Origin of the sequence: Streptomyces sp. NPDC048751 (genome assembly GCF_043198595.1) — a bacterium.
GTDB lineage: Bacteria > Actinomycetota > Actinomycetes > Streptomycetales > Streptomycetaceae > Streptomyces.
On sequence record NZ_JBICUX010000002.1, the window covers coordinates 400,679 to 413,922 of the forward strand.

The following is a 13,244-nucleotide window of genomic DNA, read 5'->3' on the forward strand; positions in this document are numbered from 1 at the left end:
GGAGGCGCCCGAGTTCGTCGCGTCGGGTTGTCGGTCCCGGCCGTTACCCTCGCCGCATGGCTGTCAATACGTCGCCCGAAGCGCCCCTGCCCGTCGGTGAGGTCTCGCGGCTGATCGGGTCGTGGATCGACCGGCTCGGTGCGGTGTGGGTGGAGGGGCAGATCACCCAGCTGTCGCGGCGGCCGGGTGCGGGCGTCGTGTTTCTGACGTTGCGGGATCCGTCGTACGACATCTCCGTGAGCGTCACCTGTTTCCGGCAGGTGTTCGACGCGGTCGCCGATGTGGTCGGGGAGGGCGCCCGGGTCGTCGTCCAGGCGAAGCCGGAGTGGTACGCGCCTCGGGGGCAGCTGTCGCTGCGGGCCGTGGAGATAAGGCCCGTCGGTGTCGGGGAGCTGCTCGCGCGGCTGGAGCAGCTGAAGAAGGCCCTGGCGGCGGAGGGGCTGTTCGCCGCCGAGCGCAAGAAGCGGTTGCCGTTCCTGCCGCAGTTGGTGGGGCTGGTGTGCGGGCGGGCCTCCGCGGCGGAGCGTGACGTGCTGGAGAACGCCCGGCACCGCTGGCCCGCCGTCCGCTTCGAGGTGCGCAACGTCGCGGTGCAGGGCGTGCACGCCGTGCCGCAGGTGGTGCAGGCCGTGAAGGACCTCGACGCGATCGACGACGTGGACGTGATCATCGTCGCGCGGGGCGGGGGCAGCGTGGAGGATCTGCTTCCGTTCTCCGACGAGCAGCTGGTGCGGGCGGTCGCGGCCTGTCGTACGCCCGTCGTGTCGGCCATCGGCCACGAGCCGGACACCCCGCTTCTCGACTACGTCGCCGATCTGCGCGCCTCGACGCCCACGGACGCCGCGAAGAAGGTCGTACCGGACGTGGGCGAGGAGTACGAGCGTGTGCGGATGCTGCGGGACCGGGCGCGGCGGTGCGTGGGGGCGTTCCTGGAGCGGGAGGAGCGCGGGTTGGCCCATGCGCTGGCCCGGCCGGTGATAGAGGATCCGCACCGGATGATCGACGAGCGGGCCGATCACGTCGTCTCGCTCACCGAGCGCGCCCGGCGCTGCCTCGGCCATGCCCTCGACCGCGCCGACTCCGAGCTGACGCACACGCACGCGCGCGTGGTGGCCCTCTCCCCCGCGGCGACCCTGAAGCGGGGGTACGCGGTGCTCCAGAAGGCGGACGGGCACGTGGTCCGCGATCCGGGCGAGGTGGCGGCGGACGAGGCGCTGCGCGCGCGGGTCGCCGAGGGCGAGTTCTCCGTACGGGTCGATACGAGCCGATGACCGTTGATGACTGCCGATGACCGTTGATGACTAGGGTGAGTGGATGACCAGCAAGGTGGATGAGGCGCTCGGCTACGAGCAGGCGCGCGACGAGCTGATCGAGGTCGTACGGCGGCTGGAGGCGGGCGGTACGACGCTGGAGGAGTCCCTGGCCCTGTGGGAGCGCGGGGAGGAGCTGGCCAAGGTGTGCCGGCGGTGGCTCGAGGGCGCGCGGGCGCGGCTGGACGCGGCGCTGGCCGAGGAGGCCGAGGAAGAGGGCGACGCCGGGGGCGAGTAGGCGGGCGGGGGTGTCCGGGCGTGTGAGGCCGATCACCACGCCCCGGAATTTGTTGAAGGTTGAACTTCCCTGTCGTACGGTCGTAGCCGTCAGCCGGTCCGGCGCGCCGGATCCGGACGCACACCGGAGGAAAGTCCCACATGTCTCTCGTTCTTGACCCCGCCGCCCAGGACCTGCTCTTCCGCGAGGCCCGCACCGCCAACACCTTCACCGACGAGCCGGTGACCGACGAGCAGGTGCAGGCGATCTACGACCTGGTCAAGTTCGGCCCCACCGCCTTCAACCAGACGCCGCTGCGCATCACCCTGGTCCGCTCCACCGAGGCCCGTGAGCGCCTGGTGGCGCACATGGCCGAGGGCAACCAGCCGAAGACGGCCTCCGCCCCGCTCGTGGCGATCCTCTCCGCGGACAACGAGTTCCACGAGGAGCTGCCGACCCTCTTCCCGGCCTTCCCCCAGGCCAAGGACGTCTTCTTCGGCGAGCGCTCCGCCCGTGAGGGCTCCGCCACGCTGAACGCCGCTCTTCAGGCCGCGTACTTCATCGTCGGCGTCCGCGCCGCCGGCCTGGCCGCGGGCCCGATGACCGGCTTCGACGCCGAGGGCATCCGCAAGGAGTTCCTGGACGACGACCACACCCCCCTGATCGTCGTCAACATCGGCAAGCCCGGCGAGAACGCCTCCTACCCGCGCTCCCCGCGCCTGGCGTTCGACGAGGTCGTCACCACCGTCTGATCCGCGGTAGCGGCGTACGGCAAAGGCCCCCGGCACACAGCCGGGGGCCTGTCGCGTTCACGGGTCAGGCCAGCTTCAGCGCCCCGACCATCTCCGCCAGCCGCGCGAACGACGCCGTACCCGCCACCACGGTCGTCGAGCCGTTCATGTCCTGGAGGACGAGGGCGTCGTAGCGGCCGCCGGTGTAGCGGGTCCACTTCCGGCCGCCGATCTGCTCGGTGGTCTTCGTCTCGCTCGCGCCCTGGCTCGCCTCGTCGATGAACGTGGAGCGCTTCTGAGTGGACTGCTCGATCGCGACGTACTCACCGTCGGGGGCACGGAAGCCGAGGTGCCAGGCGTCGAAGTCGTCGCCCTTGAAGCGGACGGAGGTCGCCTTCCACTCGGCGGGCAGCCCCTCGGGCGCGGCCACCGGGTACGACGCCGCGCGGCGGGCCGTGAGGAGCTCGACGCGGTAGTCCACCCGCTTGACGTCGGGAGCGTGATCCTCGTGCGGGATGAAGAGGTACATCACCCAGCCCGCGACCAGGATGAGGCCCAGGGAGAGGACCATGTCCCGGACCGTCTTCTGTTTGCCGTTCGAACCTGCCACGCCCCCTATCGTCGCAGGTGCCCGGGCCGCTCATCCGTGGGGTCCCCTGCTCATTCTGTCGACCTGGCGATAGAGTCGGGGCACAACACCCTCATCCGGCCGTCGCCGTATCAGAAAGGTGCGTTCCGATGACCGAGCATCATTCGCTGCCGTCCGAACTCGATGTCCCCTCCGAGGCCCCCGACCGAAACCTCGCCCTGGAACTGGTGCGGGTCACCGAGGCCGCCGCCATGGCCGCCGGGCGCTGGGTCGGGCGGGGCGACAAGAACGGCGCCGACGGCGCCGCAGTACGCGCCATGCGCACCCTCGTCTCCACCGTCTCCATGAACGGTGTCGTCGTCATCGGGGAGGGCGAGAAGGACGAGGCCCCGATGCTCTTCAACGGGGAGCAGGTCGGCGACGGCACCGGGCCCGAGGTCGACATCGCCGTCGACCCCATCGACGGCACCACGCTGACGGCCAAGGGCATGCCGAACGCGATCGCGGTGCTCGCGGCCACCGAGCGCGGCGCCATGTTCGACCCGTCCGCCGTCTTCTACATGGACAAGCTCGTCACCGGCCCCGAGGCTGCCGACTTCGTCGACATCGACGCGCCGGTGGCCGTCAACATCCGCCGGGTCGCCAAGGCCAAGCGGGCCACGCCCGAGGACGTCACCGTCGTCATCCTCGACCGGCCGCGCCACGCGGGCATCATCGACGAGATCCGGGAGGCCGGCGCGCGCATCAAGCTCATCTCCGACGGAGATGTGGCCGGGTCGATCCTGGCGCTGCGCGAGGGCACCGGCGTCGACCTGCTGCTGGGCATCGGTGGTACGCCGGAGGGGATCATCTCCGCCTGTGCCGTGAAGTGTCTGGGCGGGACGATCCAGGGCAAGCTGTGGCCCAAGGACGACGAGGAGCGGCAGCGGGCGATCGACGCGGGGCACGATCTGGGGCGGGTGCTCACCACGGAGGACCTGGTGACCGGTGAGAACGTGTTCTTCGTCGCAACCGGGATCACCGACGGGGAGTTGCTGCGGGGGGTGCGGTACCGGTCGGAGACGGCGACGACCGATTCGATCGTGATGCGGTCTCGGTCCGGGACGGTTCGGCGGATCGACTCCGAGCATCGGTTGAGCAAGCTGCGGGCTTACAGCGCGATCGACTTCGACAGGGCGAAGTAGCCGCGCAGGCAGTGCCGGGGGGTGCGGGTCGTGGGCGAATGCGGATCGGTTGTGGCTGGTCGCGCCCACGCGGCGGAGCCGCATGTCGAACACAGCCCCGCGCCCCTGGGTGAGTCACCTCGCCCCTGATGGAATGACGCCCCGGCATTCAGCAGAGACAGGGCGCCCCCGGTGCGGAGGGGGCGCCCTGTCTGTGTTCGGGGTCAGCCCGCTATGCGGTCCGCCGAGCGGGACGCCTTCTTCAGTTCGAGGTCGCGGCGGCGGCGCCTGGCCAGGACCACTCGGCGTTCGGCGGCGGTGAGGCCGCCCCAGACGCCGTAGGGCTCGGGCTGGAGCAGGGCGTGCTCGCGGCACTCGACCATCACGGGACACCGGGCACAGACCCGCTTGGCGGCCTCCTCGCGGGAGAGGCGGGCGGCGGTGGGCTCCTTGGACGGGGCGAAGAAGAGGCCGGCCTCGTCGCGGCGGCACACCGCCTCGGTGTGCCAGGGAGCCTCTTGGTCCCTTTCTCGCGCTGGCACCCGCTGGGCCGGAACGGCGGCTACCTGCAGGGACGAATGCGGCGGTTGCAGCACGGTCTACTCCTGACGACGGCTTCGCGAGCGAGAGACGATGGAGCAAGCCCTACCCGCTGTGCGCGCGCCTATGCACTGAGTTCCCAACCGCCGGCTTTGGCGGATTGGCAACCGTCAACGATCCAGATGCTTGTGCAAACTCCTGTCGACCTTGCGCTGCACACGATCGAGGATGTCCGCGACGAGCCTGCCGCGCTTCGGCCTGCCTTCGATGTTGCCCAGTACGGCCCAGCCGTCGAGGTAGACGACCGGGGCGTCCGGGTCCGGCGCGTCGATCGTGTCGACCTCGAAGTTGCCCAGGACTCCGCCGCCGGTGCCGCGCAGCGACACGTTCTCCGGGACGCGCACCTCGACGTTGCCGAAGACCGAGATCGCCTTGATCACGACCTGCTGGTACTCGAACAGCGCCTCGCTGAGGTCGATCTCGACGCTGCCGAAGATCGCGTACGCGTGGATGCGGCGCCCGGCGCGCCAGCGGCCCCTGCGCATCGCGCTGCTGAACACCGCCACCACGTTCTCGTCGGGGTCGACCGGTATCGCGTCGGCCGTGGGGCGGTGGGGTGCGGCCGTGTACGTCGGGGTGGTGCGGTGGGCGGCGGGCAGGTCGCGTATGAACACCTCCAGCTCACCGACCGTCTTCGCGGCCAGCACGCCCTCGACGCGCTCGGCGTGCTCCTCGGCGGTCAGGCGGCCCTCGGCGAGGGCGTCGCGCAGGATGTCGGCGATGCGGTCACGGTCGGCGTCCGACGCGCGCAGTTCCGAGGGGCGCGCCGCCGTGTCCTGCTGCTGGGCTTGCTTCTGAAGGTCCACGGCAGCAGCGTACCCAAACGCGATAGATCGCGACTAGGACTGTGGACAACTCCGCGGCCCTGGACTGAGCCTTACCTCACAAGCTCCCCGTCGGCGGCAGGTTCTACGCTGGTGGGCGCCCGCCAACGGAGGCGGGCGCCGTCTGTCGAGTGAGGAATGGGCTGAGATGCCTGAGTTCGAGTACACCGATCTGCTCCCCATGGGAGAGGACACCACCCCCTACCGGCTGGTGACCTCCGAGGGTGTCTCCACCTTCGAGGCCGACGGGCGGACGTTCCTCAAGGTCGAGCCGGAGGCGCTGCGCAAGCTCGCCGAGGAGGCCATCCACGACATCCAGCACTACCTGCGCCCGGCCCACCTCGCGCAACTGCGCCGGATCATCGACGACCCCGAGGCGTCGGGCAACGACAAGTTCGTGGCGCTGGACCTGCTGAAGAACGCGAACATCGCGGCGGCGGGCGTGCTGCCGATGTGCCAGGACACCGGCACGGCGATCGTGATGGGCAAGCGCGGGCAGAACGTGCTGACCGAGGGCGGCGACGAGGCGGCGCTCAGCCGGGGCATCTACGACGCCTACCTGAACCTGAACCTGCGCTACTCGCAGATGGCTCCGCTCACCATGTGGGAGGAGAAGAACACCGGCTCCAACCTCCCTGCGCAGATCGAGCTGTACGCCACCGACGGCGGCGCGTACAAGTTCCTGTTCATGGCGAAGGGCGGCGGTTCCGCCAACAAGTCGTTCCTGTACCAGGAGACGAAGGCCGTCCTGAACGAGGCCTCCATGATGAAGTTCCTGGAGGAGAAGATCCGTTCGCTGGGCACGGCCGCCTGCCCGCCGTACCACCTGGCGATCGTCGTCGGGGGTACGAGCGCCGAGTACGCCCTGAAGACCGCGAAGTACGCCTCCGCGCACTACCTGGACGAGATCCCGGCCGAGGGTTCGCCGCTCGGTCACGGCTTCCGGGACAAGGAGCTGGAGGAGAAGGTCTTCGAGCTGACGCAGAAGATCGGGATCGGCGCGCAGTTCGGCGGCAAGTACTTCTGCCACGACGTGCGGGTGGTACGCCTCCCCCGGCACGGTGCGTCCTGCCCGGTCGCGATCGCCGTGTCCTGCTCCGCGGACCGGCAGGCCGTCGCGAAGATCACCGCCGAGGGCGTCTTCCTCGAGCAGCTGGAGACGGACCCGGCGCGCTTCCTGCCGGACACGACGGACGAGCACCTCACCGAGTCGAACAGCGGCTCCGCCGCGGGGGCCGGCGACGTCGTGAGGATCGACCTGAACCAGCCGATGGACGACATCCTCGCCGAGCTGACCAAGTACCCGGTGAAGACCCGGCTCTCGCTGACCGGCCCGCTGGTCGTGGCCCGTGACATCGCGCACGCCAAGATCAAGGAGCGCCTTGACGCGGGCGAGGAGATGCCGCAGTACCTCAAGGACCACCCGGTGTACTACGCCGGTCCGGCCAAGACCCCCGAGGGCTACGCGTCGGGGTCGTTCGGTCCGACGACCGCCGGTCGCATGGACTCCTACGTCGAGCAGTTCCAGGCCGCGGGCGGCTCCAAGGTGATGCTGGCCAAGGGCAACCGCTCGCAGCAGGTCACCGACGCGTGCGGCACGCACGGCGGTTTCTACCTCGGCTCCATCGGCGGGCCCGCCGCCCGTCTCGCCCAGGACTGCATCAAGAAGGTCGAGGTCGTCGAGTACGAGGAGCTCGGCATGGAGGCCGTCTGGAAGATCGAGGTCGAGGACTTCCCGGCGTTCATCGTCGTCGACGACAAGGGCAACGACTTCTTCAAGGACCCGGCGCCCGCACCGACGTTCACGTCGATCCCGGTCCGCGGTCCGGGCCTGGGCTGACTCCGTAACGACGCCTGACACTGTGACGGACGCCTGACCCCGTGACGGACGCCCGCCCCTGATGCGAGCAGGGGCGGGCGTCTCCGGTCAGCGGGAGCAGAGGGTGAGATTCACCGTGCCGCCCACCGGCACCAGGGCCGGGCTGTGCGGGTCGGCCGCGATGACCGAGCCGGGCTTGCAGCCCTCGGGGTCCGCCCTGCCGACCGTCCCCAGCTCCAAACGGGACTTGAGCAGCAGTTGTTTGGCGAACACCAGGTCCAGGCCGGCGAAGTCGATGGTGAACGAGTCCCCGGGCTTGCCCACCACCACGACGGTGTCCTTCCCGCTCCGGGCCGCACCGCTCGACGCGACGCTGCCGCGGACACCGTCACCGCCGCTCATCGACGCCAGGGCGGTGCTCGCACCGGCCACCACGAGCGCGGCGGTGACGGCGGCGATGCCCACCGTCCGCCGGCGGCGGGTACGGCGCACGATCCCCGGCGCGTCGAACGCGGGCGCGTCGGCGGAGTCGGCGTAGTTCTTCATGGCGTTCACCAGTTCCTCTTCGAAGGGTGTGCAGCCGGAGGGCCGCGCATCGGACGACGTCATCGGATTCCTCCCTGGGGCTGCCGCGGTGAAGGGGCGGAGAGCGCGGGGACCTCGCTTCTGAGCTTCTCGATGCCCCGGGCCAGCTGCGAGCGCACGGTGCTCGGCGAGATGGCCAGGTCGGCCGCGATCTCCGCGTCGGAGAGGTCGTGGAAGTACCGCAGCACCACGACCGTACGCATCCGCATGGGCAGTCGCTGCAACGCGCGCACCAACTGGTCCCTGCTGTCGACCTGTCCGTACTCGTCGCCCGGCGCGGCCCGGTCGGGGCCGTCCGGGTGCGGCACGGTACGCCGGAAGCGGCGCCAGCGGTCGTTGGCCAGGTTCACCATGATCCGGCGCACATAGGCGTCCGGGGCGTCCTTGGCCGCTATGGTGCGCCACTTGCGGCAGGCCCGCTCCAGGGTCTCCTGGACCAGGTCCTCCGCCGCGTCCCGGTTGCCCGTCAAGACGAGGGCGCCCCGGAACAGCGCGGCCGACCGGGCGGTGACGAAACCGTGGAAGTCCGTCTCCACACGCGCCTCCCTTCCTGTCACCCGTCCTCGACGTGGACACCGCCCGGTCTGCTGCACGGGTTTGGTGAGAGCTGGATCACAGCGTCTGGATGCACCCGAGCGGCCCAGGGTCCGGAACATCCCGGCCGCGCCGATCGCTGTACCAGGCATGAGTGACTACCGCATCGAGCACGACTCCATGGGCGAGGTCCGGGTCCCCGTGGACGCCAAGTGGCGGGCCCAGACGCAGCGCGCCGTGGAGAACTTCCCCGTCTCCGGACAGCGCATCGAGCGCGCGCACATCGAGGCGCTCGCGCGGATCAAGGGGGCGGCCGCCAAGGTCAACGCCGAACTGGGCGTCCTCGACAAGGACGTGGCCCAGGCGATCCAGGACGCGGCCGCCGAGGTGGCCGAGGGGAAGTGGGACGAGCACTTCCCCGTGGACGTGTTCCAGACCGGTTCCGGGACCTCGTCGAACATGAACACCAACGAGGTCATCGCCACGCTGGCGAGCGAGCGGCTCGGCCGGGACGTCCACCCCAACGACCATGTGAACGCCTCGCAGTCCTCCAACGACGTCTTCCCGTCCTCGATCCACATCGCCGCCACCGCCGCCGTCGAGCGTGACCTGGTCCCGGCGCTGGACCAGCTGGCCAACTCCCTCGCGCGCAAGGCCGAGGAGTTCGCCGACGTGGTGAAGTCCGGGCGCACCCACCTCATGGACGCCACGCCGGTGACCCTGGGACAGGAGTTCGGCGGCTACGCGGCGCAGGTGCGGTACGGCGTCGAACGGCTCCAGGCCTCCCTCCCCCGGCTCGCCGAGCTGCCCCTGGGCGGCACGGCGGTGGGCACCGGCATCAACACGCCTCCCGGCTTCTCCGCCGCCGTCATCGAGGAGGTCGCCCGCACCACCGGGCTGCCGCTCACCGAGGCACGCGACCACTTCGAGGCGCAGGGTGCCCGGGACGGCATCGTGGAGACCAGCGGGCAGCTGCGCACGATCGCCGTCGGCCTGACGAAGATCGCCAACGATCTGCGCTGGATGTCCTCGGGGCCGCGCACCGGCCTCGCCGAGATCGCCCTCCCCGACCTCCAGCCGGGGTCCTCGATCATGCCCGGCAAGGTCAACCCCGTCATCCCCGAGGCCGTGCTCATGGTGTGCGCGCAGGTCGTCGGCAACGACGCCACGGTGGCCACCGCGGGTGCCGCCGGGAACTTCGAGCTCAACGTCATGCTCCCGGTGATCGCCAAGAACGTGCTGGAGTCGATCCGGCTGCTCGCCAACGTCTCCCGGCTGCTCGCCGACCGCACCGTGGACGGCGTGACCGCCAACCGCGAGCGGGCCCGCGAGTACGCCGAGTCGTCGCCGTCGGTGGTGACCCCGCTCAACAAGTACATCGGGTACGAGGAGGCCGCGAAGGTCGCCAAGAAGGCGCTCGCCGAGCGCAAGACCATCCGTCAGGTCGTCCTGGACAGCGGTTACGTCGACCGCGGCGACCTCACCCTCGAGCAGCTCGACGAGGCCCTTGATGTCCTGCGGATGACGCGCCCGTAACCGTTCGCGTCATCCGTACGCCCCCGGCGTGAACCGTGACACGCACCGCAGCGTCGTATGCCCATGGCACCTAATATCTGGGCATGGCAGAGGGCGGAGCGGTGAGACGAGTGGAAGCGGTTCCTACGCACCACTGGGCGCCAGGGAGTCACATCCTCTGGCGGTACCGGGAGAACGCCGGTGAGCGGTTTCACATCGCGCGTCCCGTGACCGTCGTCCGCGACGACGACGAACTGCTCGCGGTGTGGCTGGCGCCGGGGACGGAGTGCGTGAAGCCCGTGCTCGCCGACGGTACGCCCGTGCACCTCGAACCGCTGGAGACGCGGTACACCAAGCCGCGCGCGGTGCAGCGCGACCGGTGGTTCGGCACCGGTGTGCTGAAGGTCGCGCGACCCGGTGAGCCGTGGTCGGTGTGGCTGTTCTGGGATCCGGGCTGGCTGTTCAAGAACTGGTACGTGAACCTGGAGGAACCGCTGGTCCGGTGGGAGGGCGGAGTCGACTCCGAGGACCACTTCCTGGACATCTCCGTCCACCCGGACCGCAGTTGGCACTGGCGCGACGAGGACGAGTTCGCGCAGGCCCAGCGGGACGGACTGGTCGACGACGAGCTGGCCGAGCGGGTGCGCGAGGCGGGGCGGGCAGCGGTGGAGGTGATCCGTGCCTGGGGCCCGCCGTACTCGGACGGCTGGCAGCACTGGCGCCCCGATCCGTCCTGGGACGTACCGTTGTTGCCGGAGGACTGGGACCGTACGCCCGCGTACGTGTCCTCATGAGACCCTTGATGCGCCCCGGGGCAACAAACGTAGGATCGTCCTCCGCAAGGGCGCACAGCAGCAACTCCCGGAGCAGGCGCCGAGTCTGACCTAACGTCACCGAGGGGCGGCAGGACGTGAGCGACGGGTACGAGGGCACCACCGGTACGGGCCGCGCCCGGTCCACCGGTGGCACAGGAACAACCTCTGACCACGCGGGAATTCCGTTCCTGGGGCATGCATTCCGGGTATCGGGATTTCTGCGGGACCAACTGCACGCGCGGCGCGCAGCCCCGGACGGACGGATTCGACACGCGTGACGGAGCACCCCATCTCCTACGAACGCCCCCAGGCGGGCGTCGACCCCACGGACCCCCGCGGGGCGCTCCTGCACACCTCCACGCCGGCGCACGCGCCCGGCGCGGCCGCCTTACCACCACAGGCCGCACCGTGCTCGCAGACCTCGCAGACAGCACAGGCCCGTACCGGTGAGCCCTCCGGTACGACGGCACCGGGCGGCAACGGCACGGACCCGGTCGCCGCCGGCCCCGAGCACTCCCAGCCCGCCGCCGTCACCGAACCCGACACCCACCGGCCGCGCCCCGCGACCGAGACGATCCCGGCCCAGCCGGCCGACGGCGCACAGGCGCCCGCGGGCGAGGAACCGAAGCAGGACGGACAGGACAGCCAGGACGGACACGGCGAGCAGGGCGGACAGCACACCCACGACGGACGGGACGGTCTGAACATCCAGGACGGGCAGGACGAACTGGAGGCGCAGGAGGCGCAGGAGCGGCGCACCGGGCAGGGGTTGCCGCCCGGCTGGCCCACGCCCATGCGCCGGGACGGCGACCGGCTGCGCTTCGTCGGCGCCGCGACCCGCCGGATCGCTCGTGGCATCGACCTCGACGAGATCGTGATGGGTCTGTGCCGGGCCACCGTGCCGACCTTCTCCGACGCGATCCTCGTCTATCTGCGCGACCCGCTGCCGGTCGGCGACGAACGGCCCACCGGCCCCCTCCTGCTGCGGCTGCGCCGCACCGACCGCATCCCGACCGAACGGGACACCGAACTCGGCTTCGCGCTGCCCGCACCGCAGCCGGAGCCGTCCGAGCTGTCGGCCGTCACCGCCGAGCTGTGCGAGGTGCGCAACGGCGGAGCGCTCGCCGAGGTCCTGCGCGGGGTGCGGCCGGTCTTCGCCGATTCCCCGGGCGCTGTGGCCGCGCTGCCGGAACTCCTCGGCGACAGCCCCGACTTCGTCGTACCCGAGGGCCAGCGGGCGATCCTCGCGCCGCTGCGCGGCCGACGCCGCGTCATCGGCGCCGCGGTCTTCCTGCGCCGCCCGGAGCGCATGGCCTTCGAGGCCGACGACCTGCTGGTCGCCGCCCAGCTCGCCACGCACAGCGCGCTCGGCATCGACAAGGCGGTGCTGTACGGGCGTGAGGCGTACATCGCCGACGAGCTCCAGCGCACCATGCTGCCCGAGACCCTGCCCCGGCCGACCGGCGTGCGCCTGGCGTCCCGCTATCTGCCGGCCGCCGAGACCGCGCGGGTCGGCGGCGACTGGTACGACGCGATCCCGCTGCCGGGCAGCCGGGTGGCGCTGGTGGTGGGCGACGTCATGGGCCACTCCATGACGTCCGCGGCGATCATGGGTCAGCTGCGCACCACCGCGCAGACCCTCGCCGGGCTCGACCTGCCGCCGCAGGAGGTGCTGCACCACCTCGACGAGCAGGCGCAGCGGCTGGGCACCGACCGCATGGCGACCTGCCTGTACGCCGTCTACGACCCCGTATCGCACCGCATCACGATCGCCAACGCCGGCCACCCCCCGCCCGTCCTGCTGCACCTGGGCGGCCGGGCCGAGGTGCTGCGGGTGCCGCCGGGCGCGCCGATCGGCGTGGGCGGCGTCGACTTCGAGGCGGTGGAGCTGGACGCGCCCGCCGGGGCGACGCTGCTGCTGTACACGGACGGGCTCGTCGAGTCGCGGCTGCGGGACGTGTGGACCGGCATAGAGCAGCTGCGCGAGAAGCTGGCCGCGACCGCGCAGCTGACCGGGCCGGACCATCCGCCGCCCCTGGAGGCCCTGTGCGACGAGGTGCTCGACATGCTCGGACCGGGCGACCGGGACGACGACATCGCGCTGCTCGCCGCGCGGTTCGACGGGATCGCGCCGAGCGATGTGGCGTACTGGTTCCTGGAGCCCGAGGAGATGGCACCCGGCCGTGCCCGGCGGTTGGCGCGGCGGGCGTTGTCGCGGTGGGGGCTCGAGGACATGAGCGACTCGGTGGAGTTGTTGGTCAGTGAGGTGGTGACCAACGCGGTGCGGTACGCCTCTCGGCCGATCACGTTGCGGTTGTTGCGGACGGATGTGTTGCGGTGCGAGGTCGGGGACGACGTGCCGCAGTTGCCTCGGCTGAGGCAGGCCCGGGCGACTGATGAGGGTGGGCGTGGGTTGTATCTGGTGAATCGGTTGGCCCGGCGGTGGGGGGCCACTCGGTTGAGTACCGGGAAGGTTGTGTGGTTCGAGCTCAACAGAGGCTGAACCGCATCTGGAACACATGAGGAAGGGCGCCCGGTGATC

13 protein-coding genes are annotated in these 13,244 nt (G+C 70.8%); 8 read left to right on the top strand and 5 right to left on the bottom strand.

Going from position 1 to position 13,244, the window contains the following annotated elements; translation table 11 throughout:
- The first annotated feature begins 56 nt into the window (after positions 1-56).
- From xseA to ACGFNV_RS08700, 3 genes are all read left to right on the top strand, one after another.
- The gene (gene xseA, locus ACGFNV_RS08690; protein ID WP_393620595.1) at positions 57-1,271 is read left to right on the top strand and encodes an exodeoxyribonuclease VII large subunit; all 1,215 of its coding nucleotides are present in this window, start codon (positions 57-59) and stop codon (positions 1,269-1,271) included.
- 43 nt (positions 1,272-1,314) lie between these two features.
- Positions 1,315-1,548 carry an exodeoxyribonuclease VII small subunit gene (locus tag ACGFNV_RS08695; protein WP_389422691.1) on the top strand — a complete coding sequence of 78 codons (234 nt, stop codon included), beginning with the start codon at positions 1,315-1,317 and terminating at the stop codon, positions 1,546-1,548.
- A 140-nt stretch (positions 1,549-1,688) separates the two neighbouring features.
- Entirely contained in the window at positions 1,689-2,279 is a 591-nt protein-coding gene (locus ACGFNV_RS08700; RefSeq protein ID WP_393620598.1) for a malonic semialdehyde reductase, read from the top strand.
- A gap of 64 nt (positions 2,280-2,343) precedes the next feature.
- Here ACGFNV_RS08700 and ACGFNV_RS08705 read toward each other — a convergent pair whose 3' ends face one another.
- On the bottom strand, positions 2,344-2,868 hold the full coding sequence (locus ACGFNV_RS08705; protein ID WP_393620600.1) for a DUF4245 domain-containing protein: 525 nt from the start codon (positions 2,866-2,868) through the stop codon (positions 2,344-2,346).
- Positions 2,869-2,996: 128 nt separating this feature from the next.
- Between ACGFNV_RS08705 and glpX the strand changes: the two genes are divergently transcribed.
- Positions 2,997-4,031, top strand: a complete 1,035-nt coding sequence (gene glpX / locus ACGFNV_RS08710; protein ID WP_393620601.1) for a class II fructose-bisphosphatase — start codon at positions 2,997-2,999, stop codon at positions 4,029-4,031.
- A gap of 203 nt (positions 4,032-4,234) precedes the next feature.
- Here glpX and ACGFNV_RS08715 read toward each other — a convergent pair whose 3' ends face one another.
- Positions 4,235-4,606, bottom strand: a complete 372-nt coding sequence (locus tag ACGFNV_RS08715) for a WhiB family transcriptional regulator (RefSeq protein WP_393620602.1) — start codon at positions 4,604-4,606, stop codon at positions 4,235-4,237.
- Positions 4,607-4,720: 114 nt separating this feature from the next.
- The gene (locus tag ACGFNV_RS08720) at positions 4,721-5,416 is read right to left on the bottom strand and encodes a DUF1707 domain-containing protein (protein WP_393620604.1); all 696 of its coding nucleotides are present in this window, start codon (positions 5,414-5,416) and stop codon (positions 4,721-4,723) included.
- A 166-nt stretch (positions 5,417-5,582) separates the two neighbouring features.
- On the opposite strand from ACGFNV_RS08720, the gene ACGFNV_RS08725 reads away from it, so the two are divergent.
- Entirely contained in the window at positions 5,583-7,274 is a 1,692-nt protein-coding gene (locus tag ACGFNV_RS08725; RefSeq protein ID WP_393620605.1) for a fumarate hydratase, read from the top strand.
- 87 nt (positions 7,275-7,361) lie between these two features.
- On the opposite strand, the gene ACGFNV_RS08730 is transcribed toward ACGFNV_RS08725, so the two are convergent.
- Complete coding sequence (locus ACGFNV_RS08730; RefSeq protein ID WP_393620607.1) at positions 7,362-7,862, bottom strand: hypothetical protein; 501 nt, start codon at positions 7,860-7,862, stop codon at positions 7,362-7,364.
- Entirely contained in the window at positions 7,859-8,374 is a 516-nt protein-coding gene (locus ACGFNV_RS08735; protein WP_393620609.1) for a SigE family RNA polymerase sigma factor, read from the bottom strand. Before ACGFNV_RS08735 ends, ACGFNV_RS08730 begins: the two co-directional genes overlap by 4 nt.
- Before the next feature lie 148 nt (positions 8,375-8,522).
- Here ACGFNV_RS08735 and ACGFNV_RS08740 point away from each other — a divergent pair, with 148 nt between their 5' ends.
- The 3 genes from ACGFNV_RS08740 (at position 8,523) to ACGFNV_RS08750 (ending at position 13,205) form a co-directional block, all read left to right on the top strand.
- Positions 8,523-9,908, top strand: a complete 1,386-nt coding sequence (locus tag ACGFNV_RS08740; RefSeq protein WP_393620611.1) for a class II fumarate hydratase — start codon at positions 8,523-8,525, stop codon at positions 9,906-9,908.
- Between the two features lie 83 nt (positions 9,909-9,991).
- Positions 9,992-10,681, top strand: a complete 690-nt coding sequence (locus tag ACGFNV_RS08745; RefSeq protein WP_393620612.1) for a DUF402 domain-containing protein — start codon at positions 9,992-9,994, stop codon at positions 10,679-10,681.
- A gap of 295 nt (positions 10,682-10,976) precedes the next feature.
- Positions 10,977-13,205: a SpoIIE family protein phosphatase gene (locus ACGFNV_RS08750; RefSeq protein WP_393620613.1), complete on the top strand. Its 2,229-nt coding sequence runs from the start codon at positions 10,977-10,979 to the stop codon at positions 13,203-13,205.
- Positions 13,206-13,244 lie beyond the last annotated feature (39 nt).

Excerpts from the sequence above, each read along its gene's own strand:
- xseA (WP_393620595.1), top strand. The coding sequence starts at position 57 with ATGGCTGTCAATACGTCGCCCGAAGCGCCCCTGCCCGTCGGTGAGGTC.
- ACGFNV_RS08695 (WP_389422691.1), top strand. The coding sequence starts at position 1,315 with ATGACCAGCAAGGTGGATGAGGCGCTCGGCTACGAGCAGGCGCGCGAC.
- ACGFNV_RS08700 (WP_393620598.1), top strand. The coding sequence starts at position 1,689 with ATGTCTCTCGTTCTTGACCCCGCCGCCCAGGACCTGCTCTTCCGCGAG.
- glpX (WP_393620601.1), top strand. The coding sequence starts at position 2,997 with ATGACCGAGCATCATTCGCTGCCGTCCGAACTCGATGTCCCCTCCGAG.
- ACGFNV_RS08725 (WP_393620605.1), top strand. The coding sequence starts at position 5,583 with ATGCCTGAGTTCGAGTACACCGATCTGCTCCCCATGGGAGAGGACACC.
- ACGFNV_RS08730 (WP_393620607.1), bottom strand. The coding sequence starts at position 7,862 with ATGACGTCGTCCGATGCGCGGCCCTCCGGCTGCACACCCTTCGAAGAG.
- ACGFNV_RS08740 (WP_393620611.1), top strand. The coding sequence starts at position 8,523 with ATGAGTGACTACCGCATCGAGCACGACTCCATGGGCGAGGTCCGGGTC.
- ACGFNV_RS08745 (WP_393620612.1), top strand. The coding sequence starts at position 9,992 with ATGGCAGAGGGCGGAGCGGTGAGACGAGTGGAAGCGGTTCCTACGCAC.